The sequence below is a fragment of the Gottfriedia sp. NPDC057991 genome (assembly GCF_042886615.1).
GTDB lineage: Bacteria > Bacillota > Bacilli > Bacillales > Bacillaceae_G > Gottfriedia.
Genome location: NZ_JBHVQN010000012.1, coordinates 1 through 24,432 on the forward strand (window position 1 = coordinate 1; position 24,432 = coordinate 24,432).

General features: G+C 33.6%; 23 protein-coding genes, 9 tRNA genes and 1 rRNA gene. 28 read left to right on the plus strand and 5 right to left on the minus strand.

Annotated features, from left to right (window positions below):
* The 22 genes from rrf to ACFVR2_RS24395 all read left to right on the plus strand — a co-directional run.
* Positions 1 to 93: ribosomal RNA gene (gene rrf, locus ACFVR2_RS24290) — 5S ribosomal RNA — on the plus strand; the annotation flags it as partial.
* Between the two features lie 11 nt (positions 94 to 104).
* Positions 105 to 179 (plus strand) — tRNA-Asn (locus tag ACFVR2_RS24295).
* A 13-nt stretch (positions 180 to 192) separates the two neighbouring features.
* Positions 193 to 265 (plus strand) — tRNA-Thr (locus ACFVR2_RS24300).
* A 16-nt stretch (positions 266 to 281) separates the two neighbouring features.
* Positions 282 to 356 (plus strand) — tRNA-Glu (locus ACFVR2_RS24305).
* A 10-nt stretch (positions 357 to 366) separates the two neighbouring features.
* Positions 367 to 442, plus strand: a tRNA-Val gene (locus ACFVR2_RS24310).
* Between the two features lie 18 nt (positions 443 to 460).
* A tRNA-Tyr gene (locus ACFVR2_RS24315) sits at positions 461 to 545 on the plus strand.
* Between the two features lie 8 nt (positions 546 to 553).
* A tRNA-Gln gene (locus tag ACFVR2_RS24320) sits at positions 554 to 628 on the plus strand.
* A gap of 26 nt (positions 629 to 654) precedes the next feature.
* Positions 655 to 727: transfer RNA gene (locus ACFVR2_RS24325), tRNA-Lys, on the plus strand.
* A gap of 16 nt (positions 728 to 743) precedes the next feature.
* Positions 744 to 818, plus strand: a tRNA-Gly gene (locus tag ACFVR2_RS24330).
* 20 nt (positions 819 to 838) lie between these two features.
* Positions 839 to 914 (plus strand) — tRNA-Ala (locus tag ACFVR2_RS24335).
* A 240-nt stretch (positions 915 to 1,154) separates the two neighbouring features.
* Entirely contained in the window at positions 1,155 to 2,054 is a 900-nt protein-coding gene (rocF, locus tag ACFVR2_RS24340; protein ID WP_387367927.1) for an arginase, read from the plus strand.
* A 218-nt stretch (positions 2,055 to 2,272) separates the two neighbouring features.
* Positions 2,273 to 3,091 carry a diadenylate cyclase CdaA gene (gene cdaA, locus ACFVR2_RS24345; protein WP_097978505.1) on the plus strand — a complete coding sequence of 273 codons (819 nt, stop codon included), beginning with the start codon at positions 2,273 to 2,275 and terminating at the stop codon, positions 3,089 to 3,091.
* Positions 3,084 to 4,373, plus strand: coding sequence for a CdaR family protein (locus ACFVR2_RS24350; RefSeq protein WP_387367931.1), 1,290 nt, complete (start codon positions 3,084 to 3,086; stop codon positions 4,371 to 4,373). The genes cdaA and ACFVR2_RS24350 overlap by 8 nt, the downstream gene beginning before the upstream one ends.
* Positions 4,374 to 4,386: 13 nt before the next feature.
* On the plus strand, positions 4,387 to 5,730 hold the full coding sequence (gene glmM / locus ACFVR2_RS24355) for a phosphoglucosamine mutase (RefSeq protein ID WP_387367934.1): 1,344 nt from the start codon (positions 4,387 to 4,389) through the stop codon (positions 5,728 to 5,730).
* 534 nt (positions 5,731 to 6,264) lie between these two features.
* On the plus strand, positions 6,265 to 8,067 hold the full coding sequence (gene glmS / locus ACFVR2_RS24360) for a glutamine--fructose-6-phosphate transaminase (isomerizing) (RefSeq protein ID WP_387367937.1): 1,803 nt from the start codon (positions 6,265 to 6,267) through the stop codon (positions 8,065 to 8,067).
* Between the two features lie 704 nt (positions 8,068 to 8,771).
* Entirely contained in the window at positions 8,772 to 9,740 is a 969-nt protein-coding gene (locus tag ACFVR2_RS24365) for a spore germination protein (RefSeq protein WP_387367940.1), read from the plus strand.
* A gap of 75 nt (positions 9,741 to 9,815) precedes the next feature.
* On the plus strand, positions 9,816 to 10,229 hold the full coding sequence (locus ACFVR2_RS24370) for a hypothetical protein (RefSeq protein ID WP_387367943.1): 414 nt from the start codon (positions 9,816 to 9,818) through the stop codon (positions 10,227 to 10,229).
* A 1-nt stretch (position 10,230) separates the two neighbouring features.
* Positions 10,231 to 10,899, plus strand: a complete 669-nt coding sequence (locus ACFVR2_RS24375; RefSeq protein WP_387367946.1) for a PspA/IM30 family protein — start codon at positions 10,231 to 10,233, stop codon at positions 10,897 to 10,899.
* A 149-nt stretch (positions 10,900 to 11,048) separates the two neighbouring features.
* Entirely contained in the window at positions 11,049 to 11,723 is a 675-nt protein-coding gene (locus ACFVR2_RS24380; RefSeq protein WP_387368040.1) for a response regulator transcription factor, read from the plus strand.
* Positions 11,713 to 13,140: a sensor histidine kinase gene (locus ACFVR2_RS24385; protein ID WP_387367949.1), complete on the plus strand. Its 1,428-nt coding sequence runs from the start codon at positions 11,713 to 11,715 to the stop codon at positions 13,138 to 13,140. The genes ACFVR2_RS24380 and ACFVR2_RS24385 overlap by 11 nt, the downstream gene beginning before the upstream one ends.
* A gap of 161 nt (positions 13,141 to 13,301) precedes the next feature.
* Positions 13,302 to 13,718 carry a methylglyoxal synthase gene (gene mgsA / locus ACFVR2_RS24390; RefSeq protein WP_097978524.1) on the plus strand — a complete coding sequence of 139 codons (417 nt, stop codon included), beginning with the start codon at positions 13,302 to 13,304 and terminating at the stop codon, positions 13,716 to 13,718.
* An 89-nt stretch (positions 13,719 to 13,807) separates the two neighbouring features.
* Complete coding sequence (locus tag ACFVR2_RS24395; protein WP_387367952.1) at positions 13,808 to 13,972, plus strand: hypothetical protein; 165 nt, start codon at positions 13,808 to 13,810, stop codon at positions 13,970 to 13,972.
* A 589-nt stretch (positions 13,973 to 14,561) separates the two neighbouring features.
* On the opposite strand, the gene ACFVR2_RS24400 is transcribed toward ACFVR2_RS24395, so the two are convergent.
* Entirely contained in the window at positions 14,562 to 15,644 is a 1,083-nt protein-coding gene (locus ACFVR2_RS24400; RefSeq protein ID WP_387367955.1) for a copper resistance D family protein, read from the minus strand.
* Entirely contained in the window at positions 15,641 to 16,183 is a 543-nt protein-coding gene (locus ACFVR2_RS24405; RefSeq protein WP_387367958.1) for a copper resistance CopC family protein, read from the minus strand. Before ACFVR2_RS24405 ends, ACFVR2_RS24400 begins: the two co-directional genes overlap by 4 nt.
* Before the next feature lie 297 nt (positions 16,184 to 16,480).
* Between ACFVR2_RS24405 and ACFVR2_RS24410 the strand changes: the two genes are divergently transcribed.
* Together ACFVR2_RS24410 and ACFVR2_RS24415 are read left to right on the plus strand one after the other, a co-directional pair.
* A complete protein-coding gene (locus ACFVR2_RS24410) occupies positions 16,481 to 17,845 on the plus strand; it encodes an alkaline phosphatase (protein WP_387367961.1) in 1,365 nt (454 codons plus the stop codon).
* Between the two features lie 65 nt (positions 17,846 to 17,910).
* Positions 17,911 to 18,582 carry an META domain-containing protein gene (locus ACFVR2_RS24415; RefSeq protein ID WP_387367964.1) on the plus strand — a complete coding sequence of 224 codons (672 nt, stop codon included), beginning with the start codon at positions 17,911 to 17,913 and terminating at the stop codon, positions 18,580 to 18,582.
* 42 nt (positions 18,583 to 18,624) lie between these two features.
* Here ACFVR2_RS24415 and ACFVR2_RS24420 read toward each other — a convergent pair whose 3' ends face one another.
* Positions 18,625 to 18,990, minus strand: coding sequence for a winged helix-turn-helix transcriptional regulator (locus ACFVR2_RS24420; protein WP_387367967.1), 366 nt, complete (start codon positions 18,988 to 18,990; stop codon positions 18,625 to 18,627).
* A 398-nt stretch (positions 18,991 to 19,388) separates the two neighbouring features.
* Here ACFVR2_RS24420 and ACFVR2_RS24425 point away from each other — a divergent pair, with 398 nt between their 5' ends.
* The 3 genes from ACFVR2_RS24425 to ACFVR2_RS24435 all read left to right on the plus strand — a co-directional run bounded on the left by ACFVR2_RS24425 (position 19,389) and on the right by ACFVR2_RS24435 (position 22,656).
* Complete coding sequence (locus tag ACFVR2_RS24425; protein WP_387367970.1) at positions 19,389 to 20,591, plus strand: MFS transporter; 1,203 nt, start codon at positions 19,389 to 19,391, stop codon at positions 20,589 to 20,591.
* Between the two features lie 38 nt (positions 20,592 to 20,629).
* Complete coding sequence (locus ACFVR2_RS24430) at positions 20,630 to 21,460, plus strand: aldo/keto reductase (protein ID WP_387367973.1); 831 nt, start codon at positions 20,630 to 20,632, stop codon at positions 21,458 to 21,460.
* A gap of 311 nt (positions 21,461 to 21,771) precedes the next feature.
* Positions 21,772 to 22,656: a TVP38/TMEM64 family protein gene (locus tag ACFVR2_RS24435; RefSeq protein ID WP_387367975.1), complete on the plus strand. Its 885-nt coding sequence runs from the start codon at positions 21,772 to 21,774 to the stop codon at positions 22,654 to 22,656.
* 118 nt (positions 22,657 to 22,774) lie between these two features.
* On the opposite strand, the gene ACFVR2_RS24440 is transcribed toward ACFVR2_RS24435, so the two are convergent.
* Together ACFVR2_RS24440 and ACFVR2_RS24445 are read right to left on the minus strand one after the other, a co-directional pair.
* A complete protein-coding gene (locus ACFVR2_RS24440; protein ID WP_387367978.1) occupies positions 22,775 to 23,083 on the minus strand; it encodes a magnetosome magnetite crystal formation protein family in 309 nt (102 codons plus the stop codon).
* Positions 23,084 to 23,195: 112 nt separating this feature from the next.
* Positions 23,196 to 23,840: a TVP38/TMEM64 family protein gene (locus ACFVR2_RS24445; RefSeq protein ID WP_387367981.1), complete on the minus strand. Its 645-nt coding sequence runs from the start codon at positions 23,838 to 23,840 to the stop codon at positions 23,196 to 23,198.
* Positions 23,841 to 24,015: 175 nt separating this feature from the next.
* On the opposite strand from ACFVR2_RS24445, the gene ACFVR2_RS24450 reads away from it, so the two are divergent.
* Positions 24,016 to 24,402, plus strand: coding sequence for a DoxX family protein (locus tag ACFVR2_RS24450; RefSeq protein ID WP_387367984.1), 387 nt, complete (start codon positions 24,016 to 24,018; stop codon positions 24,400 to 24,402).
* Positions 24,403 to 24,432: the final 30 nt, after the last annotated feature.

Consider the following 24,432-nt stretch of genomic DNA (forward strand, 5'->3'; position numbering starts at 1 on the left):
CACACCCGTTCCCATACCGAACACGGCAGTTAAGCTCTTCAGCGTCGATGGTAGTTGGGGGTTTCCCCCTGTGAGAGTAGAACGTCGCTTGGTTTTAAGATTATTCCGCAGTAGCTCAGTGGTAGAGCACTCGGCTGTTAACCGAGTGGTCGTAGGTTCGAACCCTACCTGCGGAGCCATTTTTAACTTAATGCTTCCATAGCTCAGCAGGCAGAGTACTTCCATGGTAAGGAAGAGGTCACCGGTTCGAGCCCGGTTGGAAGCTTAGGAAAAGTTGTACTGGCCCGTTGGTCAAGCGGTTAAGACACCGCCCTTTCACGGCGGTAACACGGGTTCGAGTCCCGTACGGGTCACCATTTATATTACGGAGGATTAGCTCAGCTGGGAGAGCACCTGCCTTACAAGCAGGGGGTCGGCGGTTCGAGCCCGTCATCCTCCACCATCTAATTTAATAAATACCGGAGGGGTAGCGAAGTGGCTAAACGCGGCGGACTGTAAATCCGCTCCCTGTGGGTTCGGCGGTTCGAATCCGTCCCCCTCCACCATTTATTGTTGGGCTATAGCCAAGCGGTAAGGCAACGGATTTTGATTCCGTCATGCCCTGGTTCGAATCCAGGTAGCCCAGCCATTTTTTATTTAATCGTAATTTATTACGAGCCATTAGCTCAGTAGGTAGAGCATCTGACTTTTAATCAGAGGGTCGAAGGTTCGAATCCTTCATGGCTCACTCTTTTTTTTTATGTGCGGAAGTAGTTCAGTGGTAGAATACAACCTTGCCAAGGTTGGGGTCGCGGGTTCGAGCCCCGTCTTCCGCTCCATTCGCATATATTTAAATAGTGGGGCCTTAGCTCAGCTGGGAGAGCGCCTGCCTTGCACGCAGGAGGTCAGCGGTTCGATCCCGCTAGGCTCCACCAATATACATAAAGTTAAACCTTAGTCATTTGACTAAGGTTTTTTGTTATATATAATCATATGATATAGCATTTAATAAGCTCAAAATGCATATGTATACAAAAAAATGTCGAGTTGACCCATTTGTTTCAAAAGATTTAAACTATTAATATAATTAATAACTTTAACAGTCAAAAAATTATATTTTTTCAAAAACAAGTAAGCGTTTTCTTTTATGAATTCAGTCGATGGGGGAAATAAAAATGTTAAAAGATATTTCAATTATTGGAGTACCATTAGATTTAGGACAAACTAGACGTGGGGTAGATATGGGGCCAAGTGCAATTAGATATGCACAGTTGCACGAACGTATTGAAAGAATGTCTTATCAAGTAGAAGACTTAGGCGATATTTTAGTAGAACGTACACCAGTTAAAGAAGATGATTCAGAACATAATTTAAAGAACTTAAAATCTGTAAAAGAAACATGTGAAAAGCTTGCTGCTGAAGTTGATGAAGTTATTAAAAGAAACAGAATGCCACTAGTACTTGGCGGTGATCATAGTATTGCAATCGGTACATTAGCAGGTGTATCAAAACATTATAATAATCTTGGATTAATTTGGTTTGATGCACATGGAGATTTAAATACTGCTGAAACATCTCCTTCTGGTAACATTCATGGTATGTCTTTAGCTGTGTCATTAGGTCATGGTCACGACTTATTAACGAAAATAGGTGGTTACTTCCCTAAAGTAAAACCAGAGAACGTAATCATTATTGGCGCACGTGATCTTGATGAAGGCGAAAGAGCAATTATTAAAGAATTAGGAATTAAAGTTTATACAATGCATGAAATTGACAAATTAGGAATGACAAAAGTAATGGAAGAAAGCATTGACCACTTGAAAGGGTGTGACGGTGTACACTTATCATTAGATCTTGATGGCCTAGATCCAATTCACGTTCCTGGTGTTGGTACACCTGTTCCTGGAGGAATCACTTATAGAGAAGGTCACTTAGCGATGGAAATGTTATCTGATGCTGATATTATTACTTCAATTGAATTCGTAGAAGTTAATCCAATATTAGATGAAAGAAATCGAACAGCAATCGTAGCCGTTGCATTAATAGGCTCATTATTAGGTGAGAAGTTACTATAATTATTTCAACAACAAAAAGCTAGCATTCGCTAGCTTTTTTTGTTTTTATCAAAAAAAGGTGGGGAACTGTCCTTCAAAAAGAATTAATTGTTGGTTATTCTTCTACGAAATTAGAGAACCAATATATATAATTCATAACTCACAAATTTTGTGTATTGCAAAAATATGGTATAATACTCAAGATACAGTTTTATTCTATAGAATTTGGAGGGTAAAAGATGCCTTCTTTACATATAAATTTTTTACAGTACTTACAGAATGGATTAGACATACTAATAGTTTGGTTTGTTATTTATAGATTAATTATCATTATTCAAGGGACGAAGGCAGTCCAACTCTTAAAGGGTGTAACAATCATTATTGTCGTAAAAGTATTAAGCAGCCTATTTGGCTTGCATACTTTACAATTTTTAATGGATCAAGCATTAACATGGGGATTCTTGGCGGTTATTATTATCTTCCAACCAGAATTAAGGAGAGCACTAGAACAGCTTGGACGTGGTCGTTTCTTCTCTAGGACGACAGGTAGTGGGATTAATGACCGAAATGATATTGTTGAGAACATTGCGAAAGCCACTGAATACATGGCTAAACGAAGAATAGGTGCACTTATATCATTTGAGAGACAAACAGGTATGGGTGACTATATAGAGTCCGGTATTCGAATGAATGCTAATTTATCATCAGAGTTATTGATTAATATCTTTATACCAAATACACCTCTACATGACGGAGCGGTAATTATACAAGGTGAAAAGATTACAGCGGCAGCCTGTTACTTACCTTTATCTGAAAGTGCATTTATATCAAAGGAATTAGGAACGAGACATCGAGCTGCAGTTGGGATTAGTGAAGTTACTGACAGTATTACGATTGTAGTTTCCGAGGAAACAGGTGCAGTTTCAGTAGCAAGGAACGGAAATCTCTACAGAGAATTATCAAAAGACGAGCTTATAAATTTATTGAATACTGAACTAAAATCACCAGAAGAGTCCACTACATCTAAATGGAATTGGAAGGTGAAACGTAATGGATAATTTTATGGATAATCGTTGGATATTAAGAGGAATCGCCTTATTAGTAACATTATTACTTTTTATGTCTGTCAATCTAGTCCCACAATCAAGTACATCGGGCTTAGGAGACATACCGTTTGTTAATAATAAAGAATTAGTACGAAATGTACCAGTAACGCCTATTTATGATCAGCACAATCTAATTGTAACTGGAATTCCAAAGAATGTTTCAGTGCAATTAGATGGACCTAATAGCATTGTAAAAACAGCTGAAATGAAGAAGGATTTTGAAGTATATTTGGATTTAACTTCTTATGCTTTAGGTACATATGAGGTTCCTTTAAAAATTAGAAATATTTCAGATAAAATAAAAGCAACTATTAAACCAAGAACAGTTAGAGTAACAATTAATGAAAAAATTGAAAAGAAAGTTTCAGTTAAAGTTGATTATCTAAATGAAAAAAAGATTAAACATGGCTATAAGGCAGAAAATGCAATTGTTAAACCAGGTTTAGTTACAATAGTAGGATCAAGATATGAAGTGTCACAAGTGGCATATGCAAGTGTTGGTGTAGATGTTACTGATGCGAATCAGACATTTAGTCAGGTGTTACCTGTTAAATTATACAATAAAAAAGGTGTTCAACTTCCGTTCATTACAAGTCCAAGAAGAGTTGAAGTAACTGTCCCTATTGTTTCTGAAAGTGCTAGCTACCCGATCAAGTTAGTGCAAACAGGAACACTTAAGGATGGTTTAAAACTAAGTAGTCTTGCTAGTGATGTTAATGCAGTAAGAATTTATGCGTCTAAAGACTGGTTGGACAAGTTTAATGGACCAATAGAAGTGCCAGTAGACATATCTTCATTTGATCAAAGTGGTACATATGAAGTTAATGTACCTACTCCAAATGGAGCATTTAGAGTTGACTCAAGCACAATTAATGTAGACGTTAATTTTGATCAAGAAATGGAAAAGAAATTTAGCAATATCCCTATTAATTTAGTGGGTGAAAATAATCAATTTGAATATAAGTTTACTAAGCCTCCTTTAGGAAAAGTAGTAGTTACTGCTAAGGGATTTAAGGAAGACTTGGATGCGATTAATCCAAGCGATTTAAATATTACAGCAAAAGTTAATGGACTAGAACCAGGAACTAGAGATGTAGCGCTTACTATTACCGGCCCAAAAGGAGCTATATATAGTTTAGAGTTTGATACAATAACGATTGAAATTACTGATAAAAAATCTGCTCAAACTGATGAAAATGAGAATTCAGGCGATGTAGGACAGTCATCGAATTAGAAGGAGAGTTAAAATGGGTAAATATTTTGGTACTGATGGTGTACGAGGAGTTGCAAATAAAGAGTTAACTCCAGAATTAGCATATAAAATTGGACGCTGTGGCGGTTATGTATTAACAAAAAATAATGTCAAACCTAAAATTATTGTTGGGCGTGACACACGTGTATCAGGACATATGCTTGAAGGAGCACTAGTTGCAGGTTTATTATCAATTGGTGCTGAAGTTATGAGATTAGGGGTTATTTCTACTCCAGGTGTTGCCTATTTAACAAAGGCACTTGGTGCACAAGCTGGTGTTATGATTTCAGCTTCGCATAATCCTGTTGCAGATAATGGGATTAAGTTTTTTGGTCCAGACGGTTTTAAATTGTTGGATGAGCAAGAAGATGAAATTGAAGAACTAATGGATGCAGAAGTTGACCGTTTACCAAGACCAACTGGAAATGATTTATGTCAAGTTAGTGATTACTTTGAAGGTGGTCAAAAATACCTACATTTCCTTAAAAACACAATTGATGAAGATTTCTCAGGCCTATTAGTTGCTCTAGATTGTGCACACGGTGCTACTTCTTCATTAGCGCCATATTTATTCGCAGATTTAGAAGCAGATATTGTTACAATGGGAACGAATCCTAATGGATTTAATATAAATGATGGCGTAGGTTCTACACATCCTGAAGCTTTAGCATCTCTTGTAAAGGAAAAAGGTGCTGACATCGGTTTATCATTTGATGGAGATGGAGATCGTCTAATTGCAATCGATGAAAATGGTGAAATCGTTGATGGTGACCAAATAATGTATATTTGTGCAAAATATTTAAATGAAAAAGGTCGTCTAAAACAAAACACAATCGTATCAACTGTTATGAGTAACTTAGGCTTCTACAAAGCAGTAGAAACGAATGGCATGAAAAGTGCAGTTACAGGTGTTGGAGACCGTTATGTAATGGAAGAGATGAGAAAGAATGGCTTCAATCTTGGCGGTGAGCAATCTGGACACATCATCTTTTTAGATCATATTACGACTGGTGATGGTATGTTAAGTGCGATTCAGCTCGTAAGTATTGTTAAAGAAACAGGTAAAACTTTATCACAATTAGCTGGAGAAATGAAAAAGTATCCACAATTATTAATTAATGTTCGTGTTACAGATAAAAATGAAGCACTTAATAATGAGCGCATTAAAGCAATCATTTCAGAAGTAGAAGAAGAAATGAACGGCAATGGTCGTATTTTAGTTCGTCCTTCTGGTACTGAACCACTTATTCGTGTAATGGCTGAGGCTCCTTCTGAGGCAGAATGTAAACAATATGTAGAACGTATTGTTGCTGTTGTAAAAGAGGAAGTTGGAGAATAATATAAATTTAAAAAATATGCATTGATGAGCACTTTTGTGTAAGTCTATGCATATTTTTATTATATACAGCTATTCTATAATTTTTTTCAACATATTTTTGTTGACCACTTTTAATACAGTATAGTATAGTTGTTTTATTGTTTTCCTAACGGGGAAGGAGTATAGAAATAATAAAGTATTAAAAAAGCGCCAGAACTACACTAGACGAGAATGTGTAGTTGACGAGGTGGAGTTTTATCGAAGTTTCGGCGGATGACTCCCGGTTGCTGTATCACAACCGAAATTATTTATGTAAAACACATAGGTGACTGTGTGCACAAACGTAAATAATCTGATACACCGTTTAAAACAAAAAAATGAACTCGCTAATGAGCGGAATATGAAAGGTAGGTGGATATTGCTTGTAAGTCCTCTACCATTATTAAACATGACGAGGGAATAGAAAATTAAATAGTTAAACGGTTAGGAAAACAGTGTTCCATTCCTATACATTTTTGTATGTCTTGTTTTAGGACTTACTAAGCAATAGTTATTATGTGTGGAATCGTTGGATATATTGGAAATGATAATGCGAAAGAAATTTTATTAAAAGGTTTAGAGAAATTAGAGTATCGTGGTTACGATTCTGCTGGGATTTCTCTTTTAACTGACAATGGTGTAGAAGTTTATAAAGAAAAAGGTAGAATTGCAGTTTTACGTAAATCAATCCCTACAAAAACGGACGGAAACGTTGGAATTGGTCACACAAGATGGGCAACACATGGTGCTCCAAGTAAACGTAATGCGCATCCTCACCAAAGCTCTACTGAACGTTTTACACTTGTTCATAACGGCGTTATCGAGAACGATGTACAATTAAAAAACGATTATTTAAATGATATTGAATTTACAAGTGATACAGATACTGAAGTAATTGTTCAGTTAGTTGAACTTCATATTAAAAAAGGTTTATCTGTTCTTGATGCTTTTAGAGAAACACTTAAGCTTCTAAAAGGTTCTTATGCAATTGCATTATTAGATAAACAAAACGATGACGTAATTTATGTAGCAAAAAACAAAAGTCCATTACTAGTTGGTGTTGGTGAAGAATTTAATGTTATTGCATCTGATGCGATGGCAATGTTACAAATTACTGATCGATTTATTGAATTAATGGATAAAGAGGTTATTACAGTTACTAAAGATCACGTTCAATTAATGGATCTTAACGGAAATGTTAAAGAACGTTCTCCATATACTGCAGAAATTGATGCTAGCGATATCGAAAAAGGTACTTACCCTCACTTCATGTTAAAAGAAACAGATGAGCAACCTTTAGTAATCCGTAATATTATCCAAAAGTACCAAGATGAAAATGGCGAGCTTGTAATCAACTCAGAAATTAAAGCAGCTTTAGCAGAAGCTGATAGATTATATATTGTTGCTTGTGGAACTAGTTATCATGCTGGACTTGTTGGAAAACAATTTATTGAAAAAATGGCGGGAGTACCTGTAGAAGTACATGTTGCAAGTGAATTCTCTTACAATATGCCACTGCTTTCAGAAAAACCATTATTCATTTACATTTCACAAAGCGGTGAAACTGCTGATAGTAGAGCATGTCTAGTACAAACAAATAAATTAGGTCATAAAGCAATTACACTTACAAACGTTCCAGGATCAACATTATCACGTGAGGCTGATTTCACTCTTCCTTTACACGCAGGTCCTGAAATCGCTGTTGCATCAACGAAAGCTTACACTGCACAATTAGCAGTACTTGCAGTTGTTGCAAATGCTCTTGCAAAAGAAAAAGGAAAAACGGTTAACTTTAACCTAGTTAAAGAACTTGGAATTGTAGCAAATGCAATGGAATCAATTACAAACCAAAAAGAAGAGTTTGAAAAAATTGCTACAGAATATTTAGCTACAACTCGTAATGCATTCTTCATTGGTCGAAACGTAGATTACTTCGTTTGCTTAGAAGGCGCATTAAAACTAAAAGAAATTTCTTACATCCAAGCAGAAGGATTTGCTGGTGGAGAGTTAAAACACGGAACAATTGCTCTAATCGAAGAAGGGACTCCAATCTTCGCATTAGCAACACAAGAATCAGTAAACTTAAACATTCGTGGAAATGTAAAAGAGGTTGTTGCTCGTGGAGCTAACCCTTGTATCATTTCAATGGAAGGATTAAATATGGAAGGCGATCGCTTCATTTTACCTAAAGTACAAGAAGAATTATCACCAATCCTTTCAGTCGTACCATTACAATTAATCTCTTACTATGCTGCTTTACATCGTGGTTGTGATGTTGATAAACCACGTAATCTAGCAAAATCAGTTACAGTTGAATAATCAAATTAGTAATCTTAAAGTTTATTAAAACCAGATTTGAAAATAAAAACTGAGCAGGGAGTGGAAAATGATGATCAAGTTTAATGATGAAAATATCATTCCTACAAAAGACGATTTTCACGTTAGTGAAGTTGATGAGCGTGTTGTAATAAGAAAACCAATTAAATAACTTTATATATAAAATACTCAGGACTAGTGGTGATGACCATTAGTCCTTTTTTATTTGAACATGACGACACATCCAAGCTTCTCCACTTCTGAAGTTTGATAATAGCAAAAATTTTAAAAAACTAAGAATAAACCTATACCAATCAATCCATCTTAAGGATATGGAAAAATTCACTATTAAATAATGAGCAGGAGTGAAAAATGATGATAAAAATTTACGATGAAAACTTCATTCCAACAAAAGATGATTTTCATGTTAGTGAAGTTGATGAGCGAGTTGTAATAAGAAAACCGGATCTGGTTGAATTTTAATATCAAAAGAGGCTACTCAAAATTTACAGTAGCCTCTTTTTTATTGCTTCCTTAATCGCTTCATCCATCATCTAAAATATGACTTTCAGATGCTAATCATAATTCCGTTACCTGACCAAATGATGATATTTATAAATTTGATTTTCATACATAGTTTTACTTAATGCCAATTATTTACGAATATCCACATGATATTCGTACAAATTAGTAAAGAGGTGATGTATATGAAGTTTAAATCAATTCAAAATAATATTGATTTTCAAAAACGTAGCCTAAAAAAATATAATAAAACGATCACTCTTTTCTATTTAAATTCAGTATGTGATGGGAATAAAATTACTGAACTTCTAATTACACCTTTTTATGAATTTGAATCATTTGTTTTATATAAAAACTACCTTAAAACATTGAATGATTGGGAGATCGTTTCCGAAGAATCAGTCATGATTGAAAAGATTCTAAACGGAAATATTATTATAAATTTAGATGAAATAAACTACTCAATTACGATTAGCGAATTTAGTGCAAGTTCCGTTGGAGTATCAACTGAAGAAAATGTGTTGCAGGGTCCAAAGGACGGTTTAAATGAAAAAATTGATGTATCTTTAAACTTGATTCGCAATCGATATAGAAAGAGCACTTTAAAGGTTGAAAACTACATTGTAGGAAATCTATCAAAAACAAAAGTACTTGTATTATATGATGAGAACTTAATAGATAGTAATGTATACAAACATCTCATAGAAAAAGTTAAAGGCATAAATATTGATGTATTGCAATCTTGCGGTCAACTTCAAAAATTACTAATGAATAATAAGTGGAGTTTATTTCCTCTTTTTCTAACTACAGAGCGGCCAGACCGAGTCGTATTTAATCTATCGACAGGAAAAATAATTTTACTTGTTGAGGGAACGCCATGGGCGCTAATTGGACCTGCGACTTTCTCCGACTTTTTTAAATCGATGGATGATACAGTGGAACTAACTGTTGTGTCGAAGTTTTTTATTTCAATCCGTTATATAGCTTTAATGATTACGGTGTTTTTGCCAGCTATTTATGTCGCAGTTATTTCTTATTCTCCAGAAGTTTTACAAGTCCAATTCGCTTTACTCGTTGCCGGAAGTAGAATGTCAGAAGAGATAGGAAAGCAGATGAAAATCTGTTACCTATCTTTTTTTGATGAACAAAATTAATTTTTCGTTTTCACCATAATTTCACCATACACTATTAGAATTCAATTTATTAAGAAATGAGAGGAGGGAAATAACATGAATAAAAGAGTAAAGAGAATATTTACATGGGTCTCTATAACGGCAGTTTTTGTTTTAGGGGTACAGTTTTTTCTTAGATTACTAGGTGGTTTTCATGAAAAACGTTTTTCTGATTATCAACATTCCATGTTCATGGATAGAGGCGGTCGAGACGAATTTAGATCACATCAGATGATGCATGGTCCACACCATTTTCATGATTTTTCTTGGATTGGTTTAGTATTATTCCTTTTAATCGCATTTGCGGTTGTGGCTTTTATCTTTAAAAAGTTAGTTAAAAGGGGACAAGCTAGACCTGTTAATCAAATTTCATTAGATACAACTAGTTTTAACACACCTGTAAACAGAACAAACGCAGATTTATTGGATAAATGGGAAAAAAATCTATTATCAAAAAAGGAGCATAAATAAAATGGGCATTTTTAAAAGAATGAAATCAATATCGTTGGCTAAAGTGAATGGAGCATTGGATGGTTTAGAAGATCCAATCTCAATGTTGAATCAATATATTAGAGAAATGGAAGAAGATCTGTTGAAAGGTCAAGAAGCACTCTCTCGTCAAATCTATCTCGAGAATAAGCAAAAAGCATTGATTTTGGAGACAGAAGGGCTGGTAAACAAAAGAAGTGGACAAGCTAAGCTAGCAGTTGAAAATGGAGAAGATTCCATTGCAAAACTGGCAATACAGGAAAAACTTGTTCATGAAAAACAATTAAGCCTCTATACAGAGCAGCTAAATACAATTCAAAATCAAACTCAGTCACTTTATGAAAAATTAGATGAACTGAAAGGTAAATATGATGAATATCTGCATAAGAGACTATTACTAGTTTCTAGAGCAAATATTGCAAAATCAATAAAACAAATTCAACAAACATCCGTTTCATTTAATTCAGAAACTATCGCAAATGGAATCTCGCGTGCAGAGGATCGAATACTTATGATGGAGGCAGACGTACAAGCTCAAAATAAATTTGCATATCATAATAACCTATCTAATGGATATACAGATAACGTAATGAGCGAAGAAATAGAAAAAGAGCTACAAAAGCTAAAACAGCACGCTGTTGAAACTGCCTAAGGTCATGATCTAAAAGAAATATCGGGGAGCACCGTATTAATTAACGGGTGCTTCCTTTTATTTTATAATTGATTTGAAAATGGAAAAGATGAAGAAGACAAGGGAAAAATATAGAGATACTTATATAAAACGAGGGAGTATTTTTCATGATGAATATACTAGTAGCTGAAGATGATTTGAAACTTGGTGAGCTAATCAGTTATATGCTTAAGAAAAAAGCAGGTTATAAAGTGGAGTGGGTTACAGAAGGAGAAGAAGCTTACTATTACGCTACGAACACCCATTATGATGTCTTAATATTAGATTGGATGATGCCAGGAGGAACAGGAATAGAAGTGTGTCATAGGTTACGAAAAGAGGGATATTCAGGAGCGATTCTAATCCTTACAGCTAAAGACGCCTTAGAGGATCGCATTGTAGGACTGGATTCAGGAGCTGATGATTATTTAGTTAAACCTTTCGAAATTGATGAGCTACTAGCTCGATTAAGAGCACTTTCTAGGCGTAATTATGCTCCTATATTAGAGGAAGAAATTCTTATTAGTGATATGATTCTAAATCGTACAAGCCAATCAATCAGAGGTGGAGATACTGAAATACAATTAAGCCCACGAGAATTTCAATTAGTTGATTTTTTAATACAGAATAAAGGTCAAGTATTACCTCGTGAAATTATTTTGGAGCGTGTATGGGGATTTGATTCAGATGTTGCAATGAAAACGATTGATGCCACTGTTAAACTTCTTCGAAAGAAACTAGATTTGCTTGGTAAACAAGATTTGCTACAAAGCATTAGAGGGGTAGGATATAAATTTGATCACTAATCTTATATCTTATTTACGTGATTTTCGAAATCGCGGAGGAAGGGATGTTTTTAAGCGTACGCAAAATCGCTTAACAGTTCTATATAGCGGACTTGTCATGCTTTTTCTAATTATATTCATCTTCATAGTCTTTGCAGTGTTATATGTAGTCATAATGAATGATCAAAGACGTACAGTGGAATCATTGGCTAGCCAAGAAGCAAAAATTATCGAAAATTATATGACTCAAAATCAACAAGGAAACCTAAGCGACGATAACCAAGAAGTAGTTTTAGCAGGTGTGGACCAATTTTTTTATTATGTAGTTAATCCAAATGGCGAATTAATAATGGGACAGGAAGATATCCCGCAAATAAGGACTAGGCTGTTTGGGCAAATAAAAAGTTGGATTCCTAAAGGGAATGAAACCCGAAAGGTAAAAATTAAAATAGAGCATGAAGAGTTTGAAAAGGACATGAGAAAATTCCATGATCATGAAATACATGTTCCTTCAGATCGAAAAGAGATTAGTTTGATGGTTTCAGGTAAACCACTATTTTATAAAGGTGATTTCATCGGTACAATCTATGTTGGAAAAGATATTTCGGATGTTTATCATTTATTCAAATTTGTGGCCATCATACTAGTTGGCTTAACAATCGTATTTTCTGGAGTTGCACTATATATCAGTTTTTTTATGTCAAAAAAAGCGATGATCCCTATCTTTAAATCATTTAATCGACAGCGCGAATTTGTTGCAGATGCTTCTCATGAATTAAGGACACCATTAAGCGTTTTGTTATCGTCGATTGATGCAATGGAAATGACGATCGATACAGAGAAAGATGATTTTTCTCGAAAGCTTTTATTTAATATGAAAGACGAAGTAAAAAGGATGACAAACTTAGTAAGCGGATTATTAACTTTAGCTCGTTCAGATTCGGATCAAGTTGAGATTAAATTAGAAAAGTTCGAGTTTCGCGCCATTGCAGAAAAGGCGATTGTCTCTTTACAACCGTTAGCAGCATCGAAACAAATCAATTTAAACTTAACTGCTCCAGAGAATGTAATTGCTAGGGGAGACTCTGAAAAATTATCACAGCTCTTATATATATTAATAGATAATGGGATTAAGTATACACCTATTGGGGGAGAGGTCCGGTTAGTTCTTTCGGATAAAGAAAATGAACTATGCATACAAGTAATAGATACTGGTATTGGGATTAAACCGGAAGACCATGCTCGAATATTTGACCGTTTTTATCGATCTGATAAATCAAGATCTAGACAAATTGGAAGCCATGGTTTAGGCTTGGCAATTGCAAAATGGATCGTGGAAATTCATAATGGAACTATTCAAGTAAATAGTGAAGTTGGAAAAGGAAGTACGTTTACTATTCGGATTCCATCTTCTAATATGAATAGTAAAAAGGCATAAGCCGGATTTTATCAAACTAAATTGCAAGAGCAGAATAACCGATACAAAGAAGTAAAAAAATATAAAAGGTTAAATTTGAATGGAGTCGTTTCAAATTGTTTAATACGAAACAATTGCTGAAATTGGAAATCCATTTTTTCTAAAAGAGAGGAATGTTGACGTTGAAAATTGCTTTCATTGCACACGATCAAAAGAAAAAAGAATTAGTAAATTTTGCAATGGCATATGAGTCTATTTTATCTAAACATGAATTATATTCAACAGGAACAACTGGAACAAAAATAATGGAAAATACAAATTTAAAAATACATCGATTTAACTCTGGACCACTTGGGGGAGATCAAGAAATCGGTGCTTTAATAGCTAAGAATTTGATGGATATTGTTATCTTCTTTCGCGATCCACTTACAGCGCAACCGCATGAACCAGATATTTTGGCATTAATACGTTTATGCGATGTATACTCAATTCCTTTAGCAACGAACATGGGTACTGCAGAAATTTTAATACATGGTCTAGAACGAGGTGACTTAAAGTGGAGAAACATCGTACATGATAAACAAATTCGTGAAAGATAAGCAAAAATCTTAAAAAAGATGAAGGAATCGAATAATTAACTTTGATGAAGGAAAAAGTAATTCTAGTTCAGTTGAAAAGGAGGTTTATGATGGATAATCAAGGATTTGGACATACACATGATACAGGTGAAACAGTAAAGATCTCGGGCTATTATACTGATAAAGACGGGGAACATATTGAATTACAAGCAGGACAAAAGTTCCCTAACTGCCCTTCATCAGGAAAGCCAACTAAATGGAGACACGGAAGTTAAAACTAGATACTAAAGTAAAAAAGATTGTAATAAAATACATAGTTCAATCTTTTTTTAGAGTGTTGAAATATAAAACTTCAATAGAGAAAACGGACATTAAATGAACATTTATTAATGATGAAATGAATTTTTTGGATGATTTATCTATTAATGGTTTTAAATTTTATTATGTATGAGCAATTTTATGATTCAAATAACACCAGTAATTGTTTTTTTCAGAAGTAAAAAATATTATGAGCTAATTTTTTTGATTAGTTTATTAATTAATTCGATATTAATTGACCTACAAACTGATCAATAAACAACTGTTAGGTTTTTCTAAGTAAGGCTATTTGATTTGGATTTATTGCATACTTTTTTTTGATGAATAAGTTGATTGGAACGGAGGGGTGCTCGACTCCTATGGGATAAGCGGGAAGGCTGAGACCCCGCAGGCTTGCCGAGGAGGCTCAGGTCTCGCCCCATGGAAAGCGAGCATCCTGTAGTGGAAATCAACATCACTCTACTCCTTTTACGAAAATTTGGTCATTTAATTGACAAGGTTGTTTTTCAACAGCGTGAAAAAAGATTGTACATAGTACAATCTTTTTTACTGTATAGATACGCTAAACATTAGACCAAGATACATTGTAATCACAAAGCAAAGACTAAATGCAATTGGTAGCATGATTGTTGTTTTTTTAATAAAGCTGATGACTAATAACACTAGGAAAATGATCGACATACTCATTAACATTGTACCTTCTACCGTAAAAGTAAAAGCTATTCTAATAGGTAAGGTAATATCAATCCCCATAATCCATTCAATCCATTTAGACGGACCCTCATTTTGTAAAGTCAAACTAATATTATGTGGCGGTGATTTAGTACCCATTACAGCCGTAAAAAAGAACACAAGTGTAATGGTAATATACTCTGCCTTTAACCAGCTACGAATGCCATTTGAAGAATCTTCAACGGATTTTCTCATTAGTACGCCATTAAAAAGAGCAAAAAACAATACAGGAATGATACTAATGTGCTTCAATATTAACATTTGTCCATATGGCAGTAACCAAGCATTCGTATAATCTTTTAAATTAACCACTTCTAGCATTAAAACTACACCACTAATAAAAATAATTAACACGCAGATGATGGCTAAAGGTGTAAACCATTTTAAGAATTTACCATAATTATTTGTATCTTTAGCTAGCCAAGTGACATTAAATAGAATTCCACTCCAAATAGAAACCATTAGAAAATGACTACTTTGAAAAATAAAACCCGTCCAAAAATTCATAGAGGTAATATGACCTGCATAACCGATACTTAAAATCATCATGAATAACCAAAAGAAATTAAAAAACTTTTTCCCATCGCTAAAAATATTAATGACAAGCATAATGGCAAACATACTCGAGTAGATCCATGCATTCCCCACAGCTGTTTTTATGAAAACAGAATAAATGGCTGATTTAAGTTGAACATCATCTAGGAAAAAAGTAATAATTCGTAGAGCAGGAAATAGTGAAAAGAACAATATGCTGACAATAACCAAATAAACAGTACTTTTCGAAATGCTGATCGTTGGTTTTTTATCTGATGGTACAAAATCTAATACAAACTTTCCTGCTAATATCGAATAAAGGATATAGGTTATGAACTCAGTGATTGGAACGATATAACTCATTTTCTATTCCAAAGAACAACTCCACCAACCATTAATGCAATTCCAGATAGCCCGATTGCAATTAATGGAATAAGATATTTAGATCTTTCTTTTTTAGGAGTAGCCTCTTTTTGTTTTTCTTTAGTTGGCGTTTGATCCTTAACTGCCTTGTCAGTTGTTTTAGTTTCAGTTGTCGTTTTAGTTTCAACTTGCTTTAATTGCACTTTGAAAGGAATTTGACCTGTTACCGGATGACCATCTTCACTGACTACTTTCCACTCGATCTTATAATCACCATTTTCTAAACCGATTGGTAGATCAGCAATTAATTTATTATCTTTAATAGAAACATTAGTAACAGCTGAAGCAGTTCCAGCTTTATATAATTTGATTGTACCTAATTGCTCAAGAGCCTCTTCAAATTCAAGTGTAATTTGTTTAATTGGTTCGGTGATCACTTGCCCATTTGATGGATTAGAAGAAACAAGCTTCGTATGCGCACTCGCCATTGTTGGGAATAAAAATAGCAGTAAAATAACGATTGATAAACCTTTTTTCATATAAATCTCCTTCTTTATGTAAATATTTGTGCTTAATTTAATATAAGGTAAAAACTTGTAATTATGAACTATTATTATCTTAGTTAAATTAAACACTTTATTCCATTAGACATTTTAGTATAAAATTGTGAGATATTTGTGAAGTGGTTGTAACTTCTCAGTTTAATTAAGAAAATTAATTTTTTTAAAACAATTCTTTATACTCAGTTTACAGAATCTCTAAAGTAAATTAATAAAATTTCATTAAAATTAAGAAGTTGAATCTAATGAAATTTTAATTTACGGGAGGTTTTTTTTATGTTTAGAAACAAATTTAAGAAAAAGTTAATTCCAGTGGCTGTGCTTTCAACGATGGCATTTGGTTCGTTTATTGGTTCATTTGCAAATCACACAGTACAAGCTAAGGAACCAAACAAGAATGAAATTAGAAATGTGATCTTTTTAATAGGGGATGGAATGGGTGTTTCATACACAACAGCATATCGTTATTTAAAAGATAATCCAAAAACAAAGGAAGTTGAACAAACGGAATTCGATCATTACTTAGTAGGGCAACAAATGACATACCCTGAGGATCCAATGCAAAACATTACTGACTCAGCGGCAGCGGCAACAGCTATGTCAGCGGGAGTTAAAACATATAATGCAGCAATTGGCGTAGATAATGATGGCTCAAGAGTAAAAACAGTTCTTGAGGCTGCAAAAGAAAAAGGTAAAGCGACTGGACTTGTAGCAACTTCAGAAATTACACATGCCACACCAGCGTCTTATGGAGCTCATGATGTAAGTCGTAAAAATATGAATGCAATTGCGGACGATTACTATGATGAACTAATTAAAGGTGGACATAAAATAGATGTCATGCTTGGTGGTGGATTAAGTAACTTTGTAAGAGAAGATCGTGATTTAACAAAGTTATTTAAAAAAGATGGCTACTCTTATGTAACGAATAAAAACCAAATGTTAAAGGATAAAAACGATAAAGTATTAGGCTTATTTGCTTCTGGCGGAATGCCAAAGATGATCGATCGTGATGATTCAATGCCATCATTAAGCGATATGACTAATACAGCAATTGAGAAATTAAACAGAGATAAAGATGGATTCTTTTTAATGGTAGAAGGTAGTCAAATTGATTGGGCTGGACATGATAACGATATCGTTGCAGCAATGAGTGAAATGGAAGATTTTGAAAAAGCTTTTAAAGCTGCAATCGCATTTGCTAAAAAGGACAAGCATACATTAGTCGTTGCAACTGCAGACCACTCAACAGGTGGCTATTCTATTGGTGCAAAAGGTGATTACAATTGGTACGGGGCACCGATTGCTGCAGCTAAACGCACTCCTGATTTCATGGCTGAACAAATTAGTAAAGGTGCGGATGTAGAAAAAACATTAAAATCGAATATTAACTTAGAATTGAAGCCTGAAGAAATTCAATCTGTTATAAAAGTGGCAGATTCAAAAAATATGTTAGAGATCGATAATGCAATCGAAGCAATCTTTGATAATCGTTCAGTAACTGGTTGGACGACAGGTGGTCACACAGGTGAAGACGTAAATGTGTATGCGTATGGCCCTGGTAGCCAACTATTTGCAGGGAAAATTGATAATACTGACCAAGCGAAAAACATCTTTAGAATTTTAAAGAATGGTAAATAAGTAAAAAATCAGATCCCGTTAAATGAACTTTATTTAACGGGATTTAAGGATGAAAGGGGATTTAAATGAAAAAGTTGATTCCATTTATTTTACTTTCTTTAATGCTTTCAGGATGTAGCTTAGATCAGAAGGAGAAAACAACTGTTTCAGCAGAAAACATAAAAAAAGTCTCTACAATAACCAAAAGTAAAGCAAAGTCATTAAACGATATATATGTGCCAAATCCACAGGTTTCAGATGATACAAGACTACGCCTTAAAGGTCAAACACTCAAAGATGAGAAAGGTGAAGTAACTTTAGAGGGGATTGCTTCATTAAATAAGTCTTACTCAATTGGTCCGATCGAAATGAAAATTAAACAGATTAAGTTGATCAAAAACTTACCGACGTATTCTTTAATGGATTATTTCCATTATTATACTGAAAGCTATGAAAGCTTTCGATTCATTAAGGTTGAAGTAGAAATCATTAACCACTTAGATAAACAATTACACTTTGGTCCAGTTGCCCATTTGATGACAAGTAATAATGAAGTAAAGGAATTTAAAGATGACTTCTATATTGAATATTTAGGTGGGGAAATCAATCCTAATAGTTCAAAGAAAGGTGCAATGGGATTTATAGTCGATCATACTGATCCTAGCCTAAAATGGATCGAACTAACAACTAGTGATGTATTAGATGATCAACATAAAGTAATTGCGAAAGCACAAAAAATAAAAGTAGATTTTAATTAGATTGCAGAAAAAAACTCCTTTCTTAAAAAGGAGTTTTTTATTTTATAAGGTTATCTCATCCTCTACTGGTGGAAGAAGAACGTCATTTTTGTCAGGATACATATGTTCAATATGATTTTCTCCCCAAGAGCACAGTAAGTCTAATACCTCTTTTAAAGACCATCCGTAATCAGTTAAGGAATATTCCACTTTCGGAGGAACCTGATTAAATACTTTTCGGTGAACGATATTATCTTCCTGTAATTCCTTTAGCTGCTGAGTTAACATTTTTTGAGTAATGTTCGGCATTAATTTTTTTAATTGAGAAGTTCTTTTTGTACCTTTTGTCAAATGACAAAGAATTACAACCTTCCATTTACCACCGATCACATCTAAGGAAGCCTCAACTGGGATATTGTATTTTTTCATTTTCTCCTCTCCTTCATTCACTTTAATCAAAACCTGCGCAACATATTTTTAATGATTAAAATATCATAACATTCTCTAGGCAAACTGTGTAGTTTCTAGTTCGGCAAAAAAAAATGTAAATTTTTCTCTGTTTTAATCCTTTATTCACTTAAATGTTACTAAAAAGTAACTATGTCACTTCAAAGTACATACTTCTTTTAATCAATCCTATCGCGCATAATGACAATAGTTAATTGATTAACAAACATTTATAAAAAGTAAATGTATAGATGAAGACGTTAATCTTTTACAAATTCATTTCATTTATGTTTTGAATGACGAAGAGACTTTATTCAGGCGCCATGTCTCTTTGTATTCAAACTAATAATAAAAATAACTATAACACAAGGAGGAGTTATATGAGTTCGACTGCTGCTTCGATTAAAATACAAGAGAAAAAAAGTGGCACACCTGCGTTAATGGCTCTAGCCATTAGTGCATTTGGTATCGGAACAACTGAATTTGTTCCCGTTGGTTTATTATCAACTCTAGCTGGTGATTTGAAAATTTCAATTACATTAGCAGGATTATTAATTTCTGGATATGCTATGGGTGTTGCTTTTGGAGCACCAATTTTAACGGCATTAACAAATAAGATTGGTCGAAAATCGTTATTAATGCTTTTAATGATTATTTTTATAGTAGGTAATAGTGTTGCTGCCTTTTCAACTAGTTTTGGCCTATTGTTAGTTGCTCGAATCATTACTTCATTTTCACATGGGGTGTTCTTTTCAATTGGTTCAACAATTGCAGCGGATGTAGTTCCTGAAAACAAACGTGCAAGTGCGATTGCATTTATGTTTACGGGCTTAACTGTTGCAACTGTAACAGGTGTTCCATTAGGCACTTTTATTGGTCAGCATTTTGGTTGGAGATCTACTTTTGGAGCTGTGGCATTATTAGGTGTGATTGCAATCATTGCAATTGCAATATTAGTTCCGAAAACAATTAAACAACCGCCAGCATCAAAATTAAGTGATAACCTGAAAGTTTTAAAAAATAGACCACTACTATTGGCTTTTGCTATTACAGCATTAGGATATGGAGGTACGTTTGTAGCATTCACTTACTTGTCACCAATCCTTGAAAAAATTACCGGCTTTGCTCCAAACTCTATAAGTATTATCTTACTTGTTTATGGAATTGCAGTAGCACTTGGTAATACGATCGGTGGGAAGGCTGCTAATAAAAATCCTTTAAAAGCATTAACGTGGATGTTTGCCTTTCAAGCAATTGTGCTCATCATCCTATCATTTACAGCACCATTTAAACTAGTAGGAATTGTAACGATTTTCTTCTTAGGCTTACTTGCTTTTATGAATGTACCTGGTCTTCAAATTTATGTTGTGAAATTAGCAGAGAAGCATGTCCCATCAGCTGTAGATATTGCATCAGCGCTAAATATAGCAGCATTTAACGTAGGTATTGCAATTGGAGCATTTATTGGCGGTTTAGTTGTAGATACAATCGGCTTGATTCATACACCGTGGATTGGTGGAATCATGGTCTTTGGGGCGGTTCTGCTAAGTATTTGGAGCGCTTCTTTAGAAAAGAAAAAGTAAATTTTTAAAAATATTATAAATAACAGGGGAAATAAAAAATGAATAAATTAGTTAAATTAAATAATGGCTTAGAAATGCCAGTAATCGGGTTAGGAGTTTTCCAAGTAGAAGACGGACAAGTTGTAATTGATTCTGTAAAAGCGGCAATACGAAATGGTTACCGTAGTATCGATACTGCAGCAATCTACCAAAACGAAGAAGGTGTAGGGCAAGGAATTAGAGAAGCCCTTGAAGAAAATGGTCTTAAACGTGAAGACTTATTTATTACATCAAAAGTATGGAATGCTGACCTAGGCTACCAATCAACTATTGATGCTTTCGAATTAAGTTTGAAAAAACTAGGTCTTGATTATTTAGATCTATATTTAATCCACTGGCCAGTAGAAGGTAAGTATGTTGAATCATGGAAAGCACTTGAAACACTATACAAAAACGGTAAAGTAAAAGCAATTGGAATGAGTAACTTCCAAATTCACCACTTGAAAGAAGTAATGGCGAATGCTGAAATAATGCCTATGATCAATCAAGTTGAATTACATCCAATGTTAAGTCAAGTTGAACTAAGAGAATTTTTAAAAGAAAATTCAATTCAAGTAGAAGCATGGGCTCCATTAATGCAAGGACAATTATTTGAAAATGAAACCTTATCACAAATAGCAAACAAACATAATAAATCAATTGCTCAAGTTGTATTACGTTGGCATTTACAAAACGGTATTGTAATCATTCCAAAATCAATCAAAGAACATCGCATTCAAGAAAACGCAAATATTTTCGACTTTGAACTAACAGAAGAAGATATGAACCAAATCAACTCTCTGAACCAAAACCACCGCGTTGGTCCAGACCCTGACAATTTTGATTTTTAATCAAATAACAAAAGTAAACGACTGTCATATCTTTGACAGTCGTTTTTATTTCTAATCAATGAGGTGCGTTTGTACATCTAATCTTACAAAAAAATAATAAATTCTATCTAAATCATAGAGGCATTTTGTATTAAGAGTCGAATATTCGAATATAACAATTTTCATTTACAAAAACTTCCTCACTGTAAGACTTAAGACTTACTAAGTTTAATACTTAAGTTCGTTTCGAATTACATACCGTTTCATTACTATAAACATAGAAGCGAAAAATATTGGAGAACGGTCAAGCTGTAGTAGAGGAGTTGTTTACTTTGAAGAAAGAGAATAAACAGTTTAATACGATGAAAGAACTTACGTTACATATCGTATTAGCTACAATATCGATCTTAATAGTAGTCATTAGTTTACCTACTGTCGTAACGATCTATAAAATATCATTTATTTTTGCAATCATGGGAATTCTGTTACTAGATTTTTATCTGGTTGTATCGAATCATAAAAAGTTTTTAAAGGTTACAAAAATAGCGCTAATTAGTTTACTACTTTGTATATCGGTAGTTGGAATTCTATTTTATGCCAGTCAATTTCTAGTATTCGTAGATAAGTACGGAGTTGAGAGAATATTAACCAATCATATTACAACTGCAAAATTATTATTTTTCTTAATCTGTTTATTTCAACCAATTTTTTTACCTTTACCAGAAGCACTTACTATTCCTGCAGGTAGTGCTGTAATCGGATCGTTTTCAGGAGCGTTAATTGGATTTTTAGGTTCAACTTTAGGAATTGTCATTATGTATTTCTTAGCAAGAATAGGTGGACTTAAATTAGTTTCCAAGTTTGTAAAAGAAAGACAGTTAAAAAAATATCAGGAATATGTCCAAAAAAATGAAACAATTATTTTAACTTTAATGTTTATCATTCCGATTTTACCAGATGAAATTATTTGTGTCGGAGCAGGAATTAGCAAAGTATCTTTCAAAAAGTTTCTATTAATTGCCTCCATTTCAAAATTAATTACATCATCTCTCCTATCATACTCAGTATATTTGGCTAAATTTTTCTCTTTAACAACATCGCAAATCGCTTTAACTAGCTCCATAATAATTGCCTGCATCTTATCTTTATCATTAATAATTAAGAAATCAATTAAACGAACTAATTCAAAAGAAGCTTACGTAACACAAAGTGAATAATAAAAAAGGCAATGTAATGGTTAAACCTTACATTGCCTTTTTACGCATTAAGAAGTATTAAATTGCTTTTGTCGAAATTCAAAATTTCCTGAGAAATAATGTAGAAAACATGACGAATTTACATCAATACTTTAATACCTTGAACAATATTCCATATAAACACAATTAAATTAACAATGAATGCTAATACAAATCCACCAATAAGAGCAAAACCTGCACCGTCACCAAAAGTATTAAAAGTGAAAAGGGAAATAAACGCTAAAATAATAATTGTTAGAAATGGGAGTATATGTGAAAAAAAAGCTCGTTTAGAATGCGATTTTAGATGGTGATCCTTTGCGACAAAATAAACAATTATAGGGAATAAGAAAGGTGCGAAGAATACACTAAAATAACATAATGAGGACAAAATCTTATTTGTTTCCATCTTTTTACCTCGGTTTCTTAAAGAATTTTAATTAATCTTAGTATAGTTTAATTTATATATAAAAATCGATTTATTTATTAATAATTTTTGAAAATATTTAGTTTGAAATAGTTTAGGCTGAGTAATGTGTATCCTTTTTTTGTCTCTTTTTTAAAGAAATGTAAATAAAAAATCCAACTAAGATTGTAGCAGTAATACAGATTGTAATCCATGGCGAGCCAAGCAAGAAATTTCCGTATAAAGTATAAAGAACTGCAATCGGAATATTACCAGCAAAAACGATTGCAATATAGGACAAGTATTTCATATTAGTGGAGGCTGCGATAAAGCATGCGCCATCTGTCGGAGCTAGGGGAGTTGCAACTGTTAAGAATAAGAATCTCTTTCGGTTCAAAATAATCTCTTCAAATAGAGATGGATATTTATTCTCCATGAATTGCTGGATTGAATCACTTAAAATACTTTTACTTAATAAGTAAATAATTGTTTCTGTGATGGCCATTCCGATTAATGATAAGAGAATGGTTTCAAACGGGTGAAAAAACAAGCTTCCTACTACAATTAATACAGAGCTAGGAATGAATAGAAAGATTCTTGCACAAAAAATAGCGACAAATAATAGCATTGGATTGATGGAAGAATTAGTAATAAAATGTTTTATATCTTGCAATGATAAATGAAATAAATGATATCGAATAGCGAGTAGTAGCATTAAAATCCAAAAGCCGATTACAGTTAGTGGAACGACTTTTTTCATGATTTATGCTCTCCTTTTAAGTTAGAAAATCTTCTGTTATAGTATTCTATTCCTCAAGTACAAGAAAACTGATTCATTTTTAAAAATTAATAATAAAGGTCATAAACATGTCAAAAAATGAATAAAAATAATTATGCACTTAATATCTCAAATTAAAGAGAATTGAGGTGGAGATATGCTTGATGAAGGCCTATTAGTTATTAGACTAGTTTTAGGTATTATTTTATTAGGTCACGGGGTGCAGAAAGTATTTGGGTGGTTTGGTGGTTATGGCATTAAAGGAACTGGACAATGGTTAGAGTCGATTGGAATCAAACCTGGTGCATTTTTTGCTTTTATAACAGGAGTGGCAGAAATCGTAGGTGGATTCTTTGTAGCGGCTGGTGTATATACAGAAATAGGTGCATGGTTGATAATAGTAGTGATGGCAGTAGCAGTAATAAAGGTTCATATAAAGAACGGATTCTGGAATACTTCGAACGGATTTGAGTTTAATCTATTAATTATTGCGGCTGCAGTAGGGTTATTGCTCACTGGTCCAGGTTCAATGGTTTTATTTTAAGAGGTTGATAGATTTTCACATTTAATAAGA

Coding starts and splice junctions, on each gene's coding strand:
- rocF (WP_387367927.1), top strand. CDS start 1,155: ATGTTAAAAGATATTTCAATTATTGGAGTACCATTAGATTTAGGACAA.
- cdaA (WP_097978505.1), top strand. CDS start 2,273: ATGCCTTCTTTACATATAAATTTTTTACAGTACTTACAGAATGGATTA.
- ACFVR2_RS24350 (WP_387367931.1), top strand. CDS start 3,084: ATGGATAATTTTATGGATAATCGTTGGATATTAAGAGGAATCGCCTTA.
- glmM (WP_387367934.1), top strand. CDS start 4,387: ATGGGTAAATATTTTGGTACTGATGGTGTACGAGGAGTTGCAAATAAA.
- glmS (WP_387367937.1), top strand. CDS start 6,265: ATGTGTGGAATCGTTGGATATATTGGAAATGATAATGCGAAAGAAATT.
- ACFVR2_RS24365 (WP_387367940.1), top strand. CDS start 8,772: ATGAAGTTTAAATCAATTCAAAATAATATTGATTTTCAAAAACGTAGC.
- ACFVR2_RS24370 (WP_387367943.1), top strand. CDS start 9,816: ATGAATAAAAGAGTAAAGAGAATATTTACATGGGTCTCTATAACGGCA.
- ACFVR2_RS24375 (WP_387367946.1), top strand. CDS start 10,231: ATGGGCATTTTTAAAAGAATGAAATCAATATCGTTGGCTAAAGTGAAT.
- ACFVR2_RS24380 (WP_387368040.1), top strand. CDS start 11,049: ATGAATATACTAGTAGCTGAAGATGATTTGAAACTTGGTGAGCTAATC.
- ACFVR2_RS24395 (WP_387367952.1), top strand. CDS start 13,808: ATGGATAATCAAGGATTTGGACATACACATGATACAGGTGAAACAGTA.
- ACFVR2_RS24400 (WP_387367955.1), bottom strand. CDS start 15,644: ATGAGTTATATCGTTCCAATCACTGAGTTCATAACCTATATCCTTTAT.
- ACFVR2_RS24405 (WP_387367958.1), bottom strand. CDS start 16,183: ATGAAAAAAGGTTTATCAATCGTTATTTTACTGCTATTTTTATTCCCA.
- ACFVR2_RS24410 (WP_387367961.1), top strand. CDS start 16,481: ATGTTTAGAAACAAATTTAAGAAAAAGTTAATTCCAGTGGCTGTGCTT.
- ACFVR2_RS24415 (WP_387367964.1), top strand. CDS start 17,911: ATGAAAAAGTTGATTCCATTTATTTTACTTTCTTTAATGCTTTCAGGA.
- ACFVR2_RS24420 (WP_387367967.1), bottom strand. CDS start 18,990: ATGAAAAAATACAATATCCCAGTTGAGGCTTCCTTAGATGTGATCGGT.
- ACFVR2_RS24425 (WP_387367970.1), top strand. CDS start 19,389: ATGAGTTCGACTGCTGCTTCGATTAAAATACAAGAGAAAAAAAGTGGC.
- ACFVR2_RS24430 (WP_387367973.1), top strand. CDS start 20,630: ATGAATAAATTAGTTAAATTAAATAATGGCTTAGAAATGCCAGTAATC.
- ACFVR2_RS24440 (WP_387367978.1), bottom strand. CDS start 23,083: ATGGAAACAAATAAGATTTTGTCCTCATTATGTTATTTTAGTGTATTC.
- ACFVR2_RS24445 (WP_387367981.1), bottom strand. CDS start 23,840: ATGAAAAAAGTCGTTCCACTAACTGTAATCGGCTTTTGGATTTTAATG.
- ACFVR2_RS24450 (WP_387367984.1), top strand. CDS start 24,016: ATGCTTGATGAAGGCCTATTAGTTATTAGACTAGTTTTAGGTATTATT.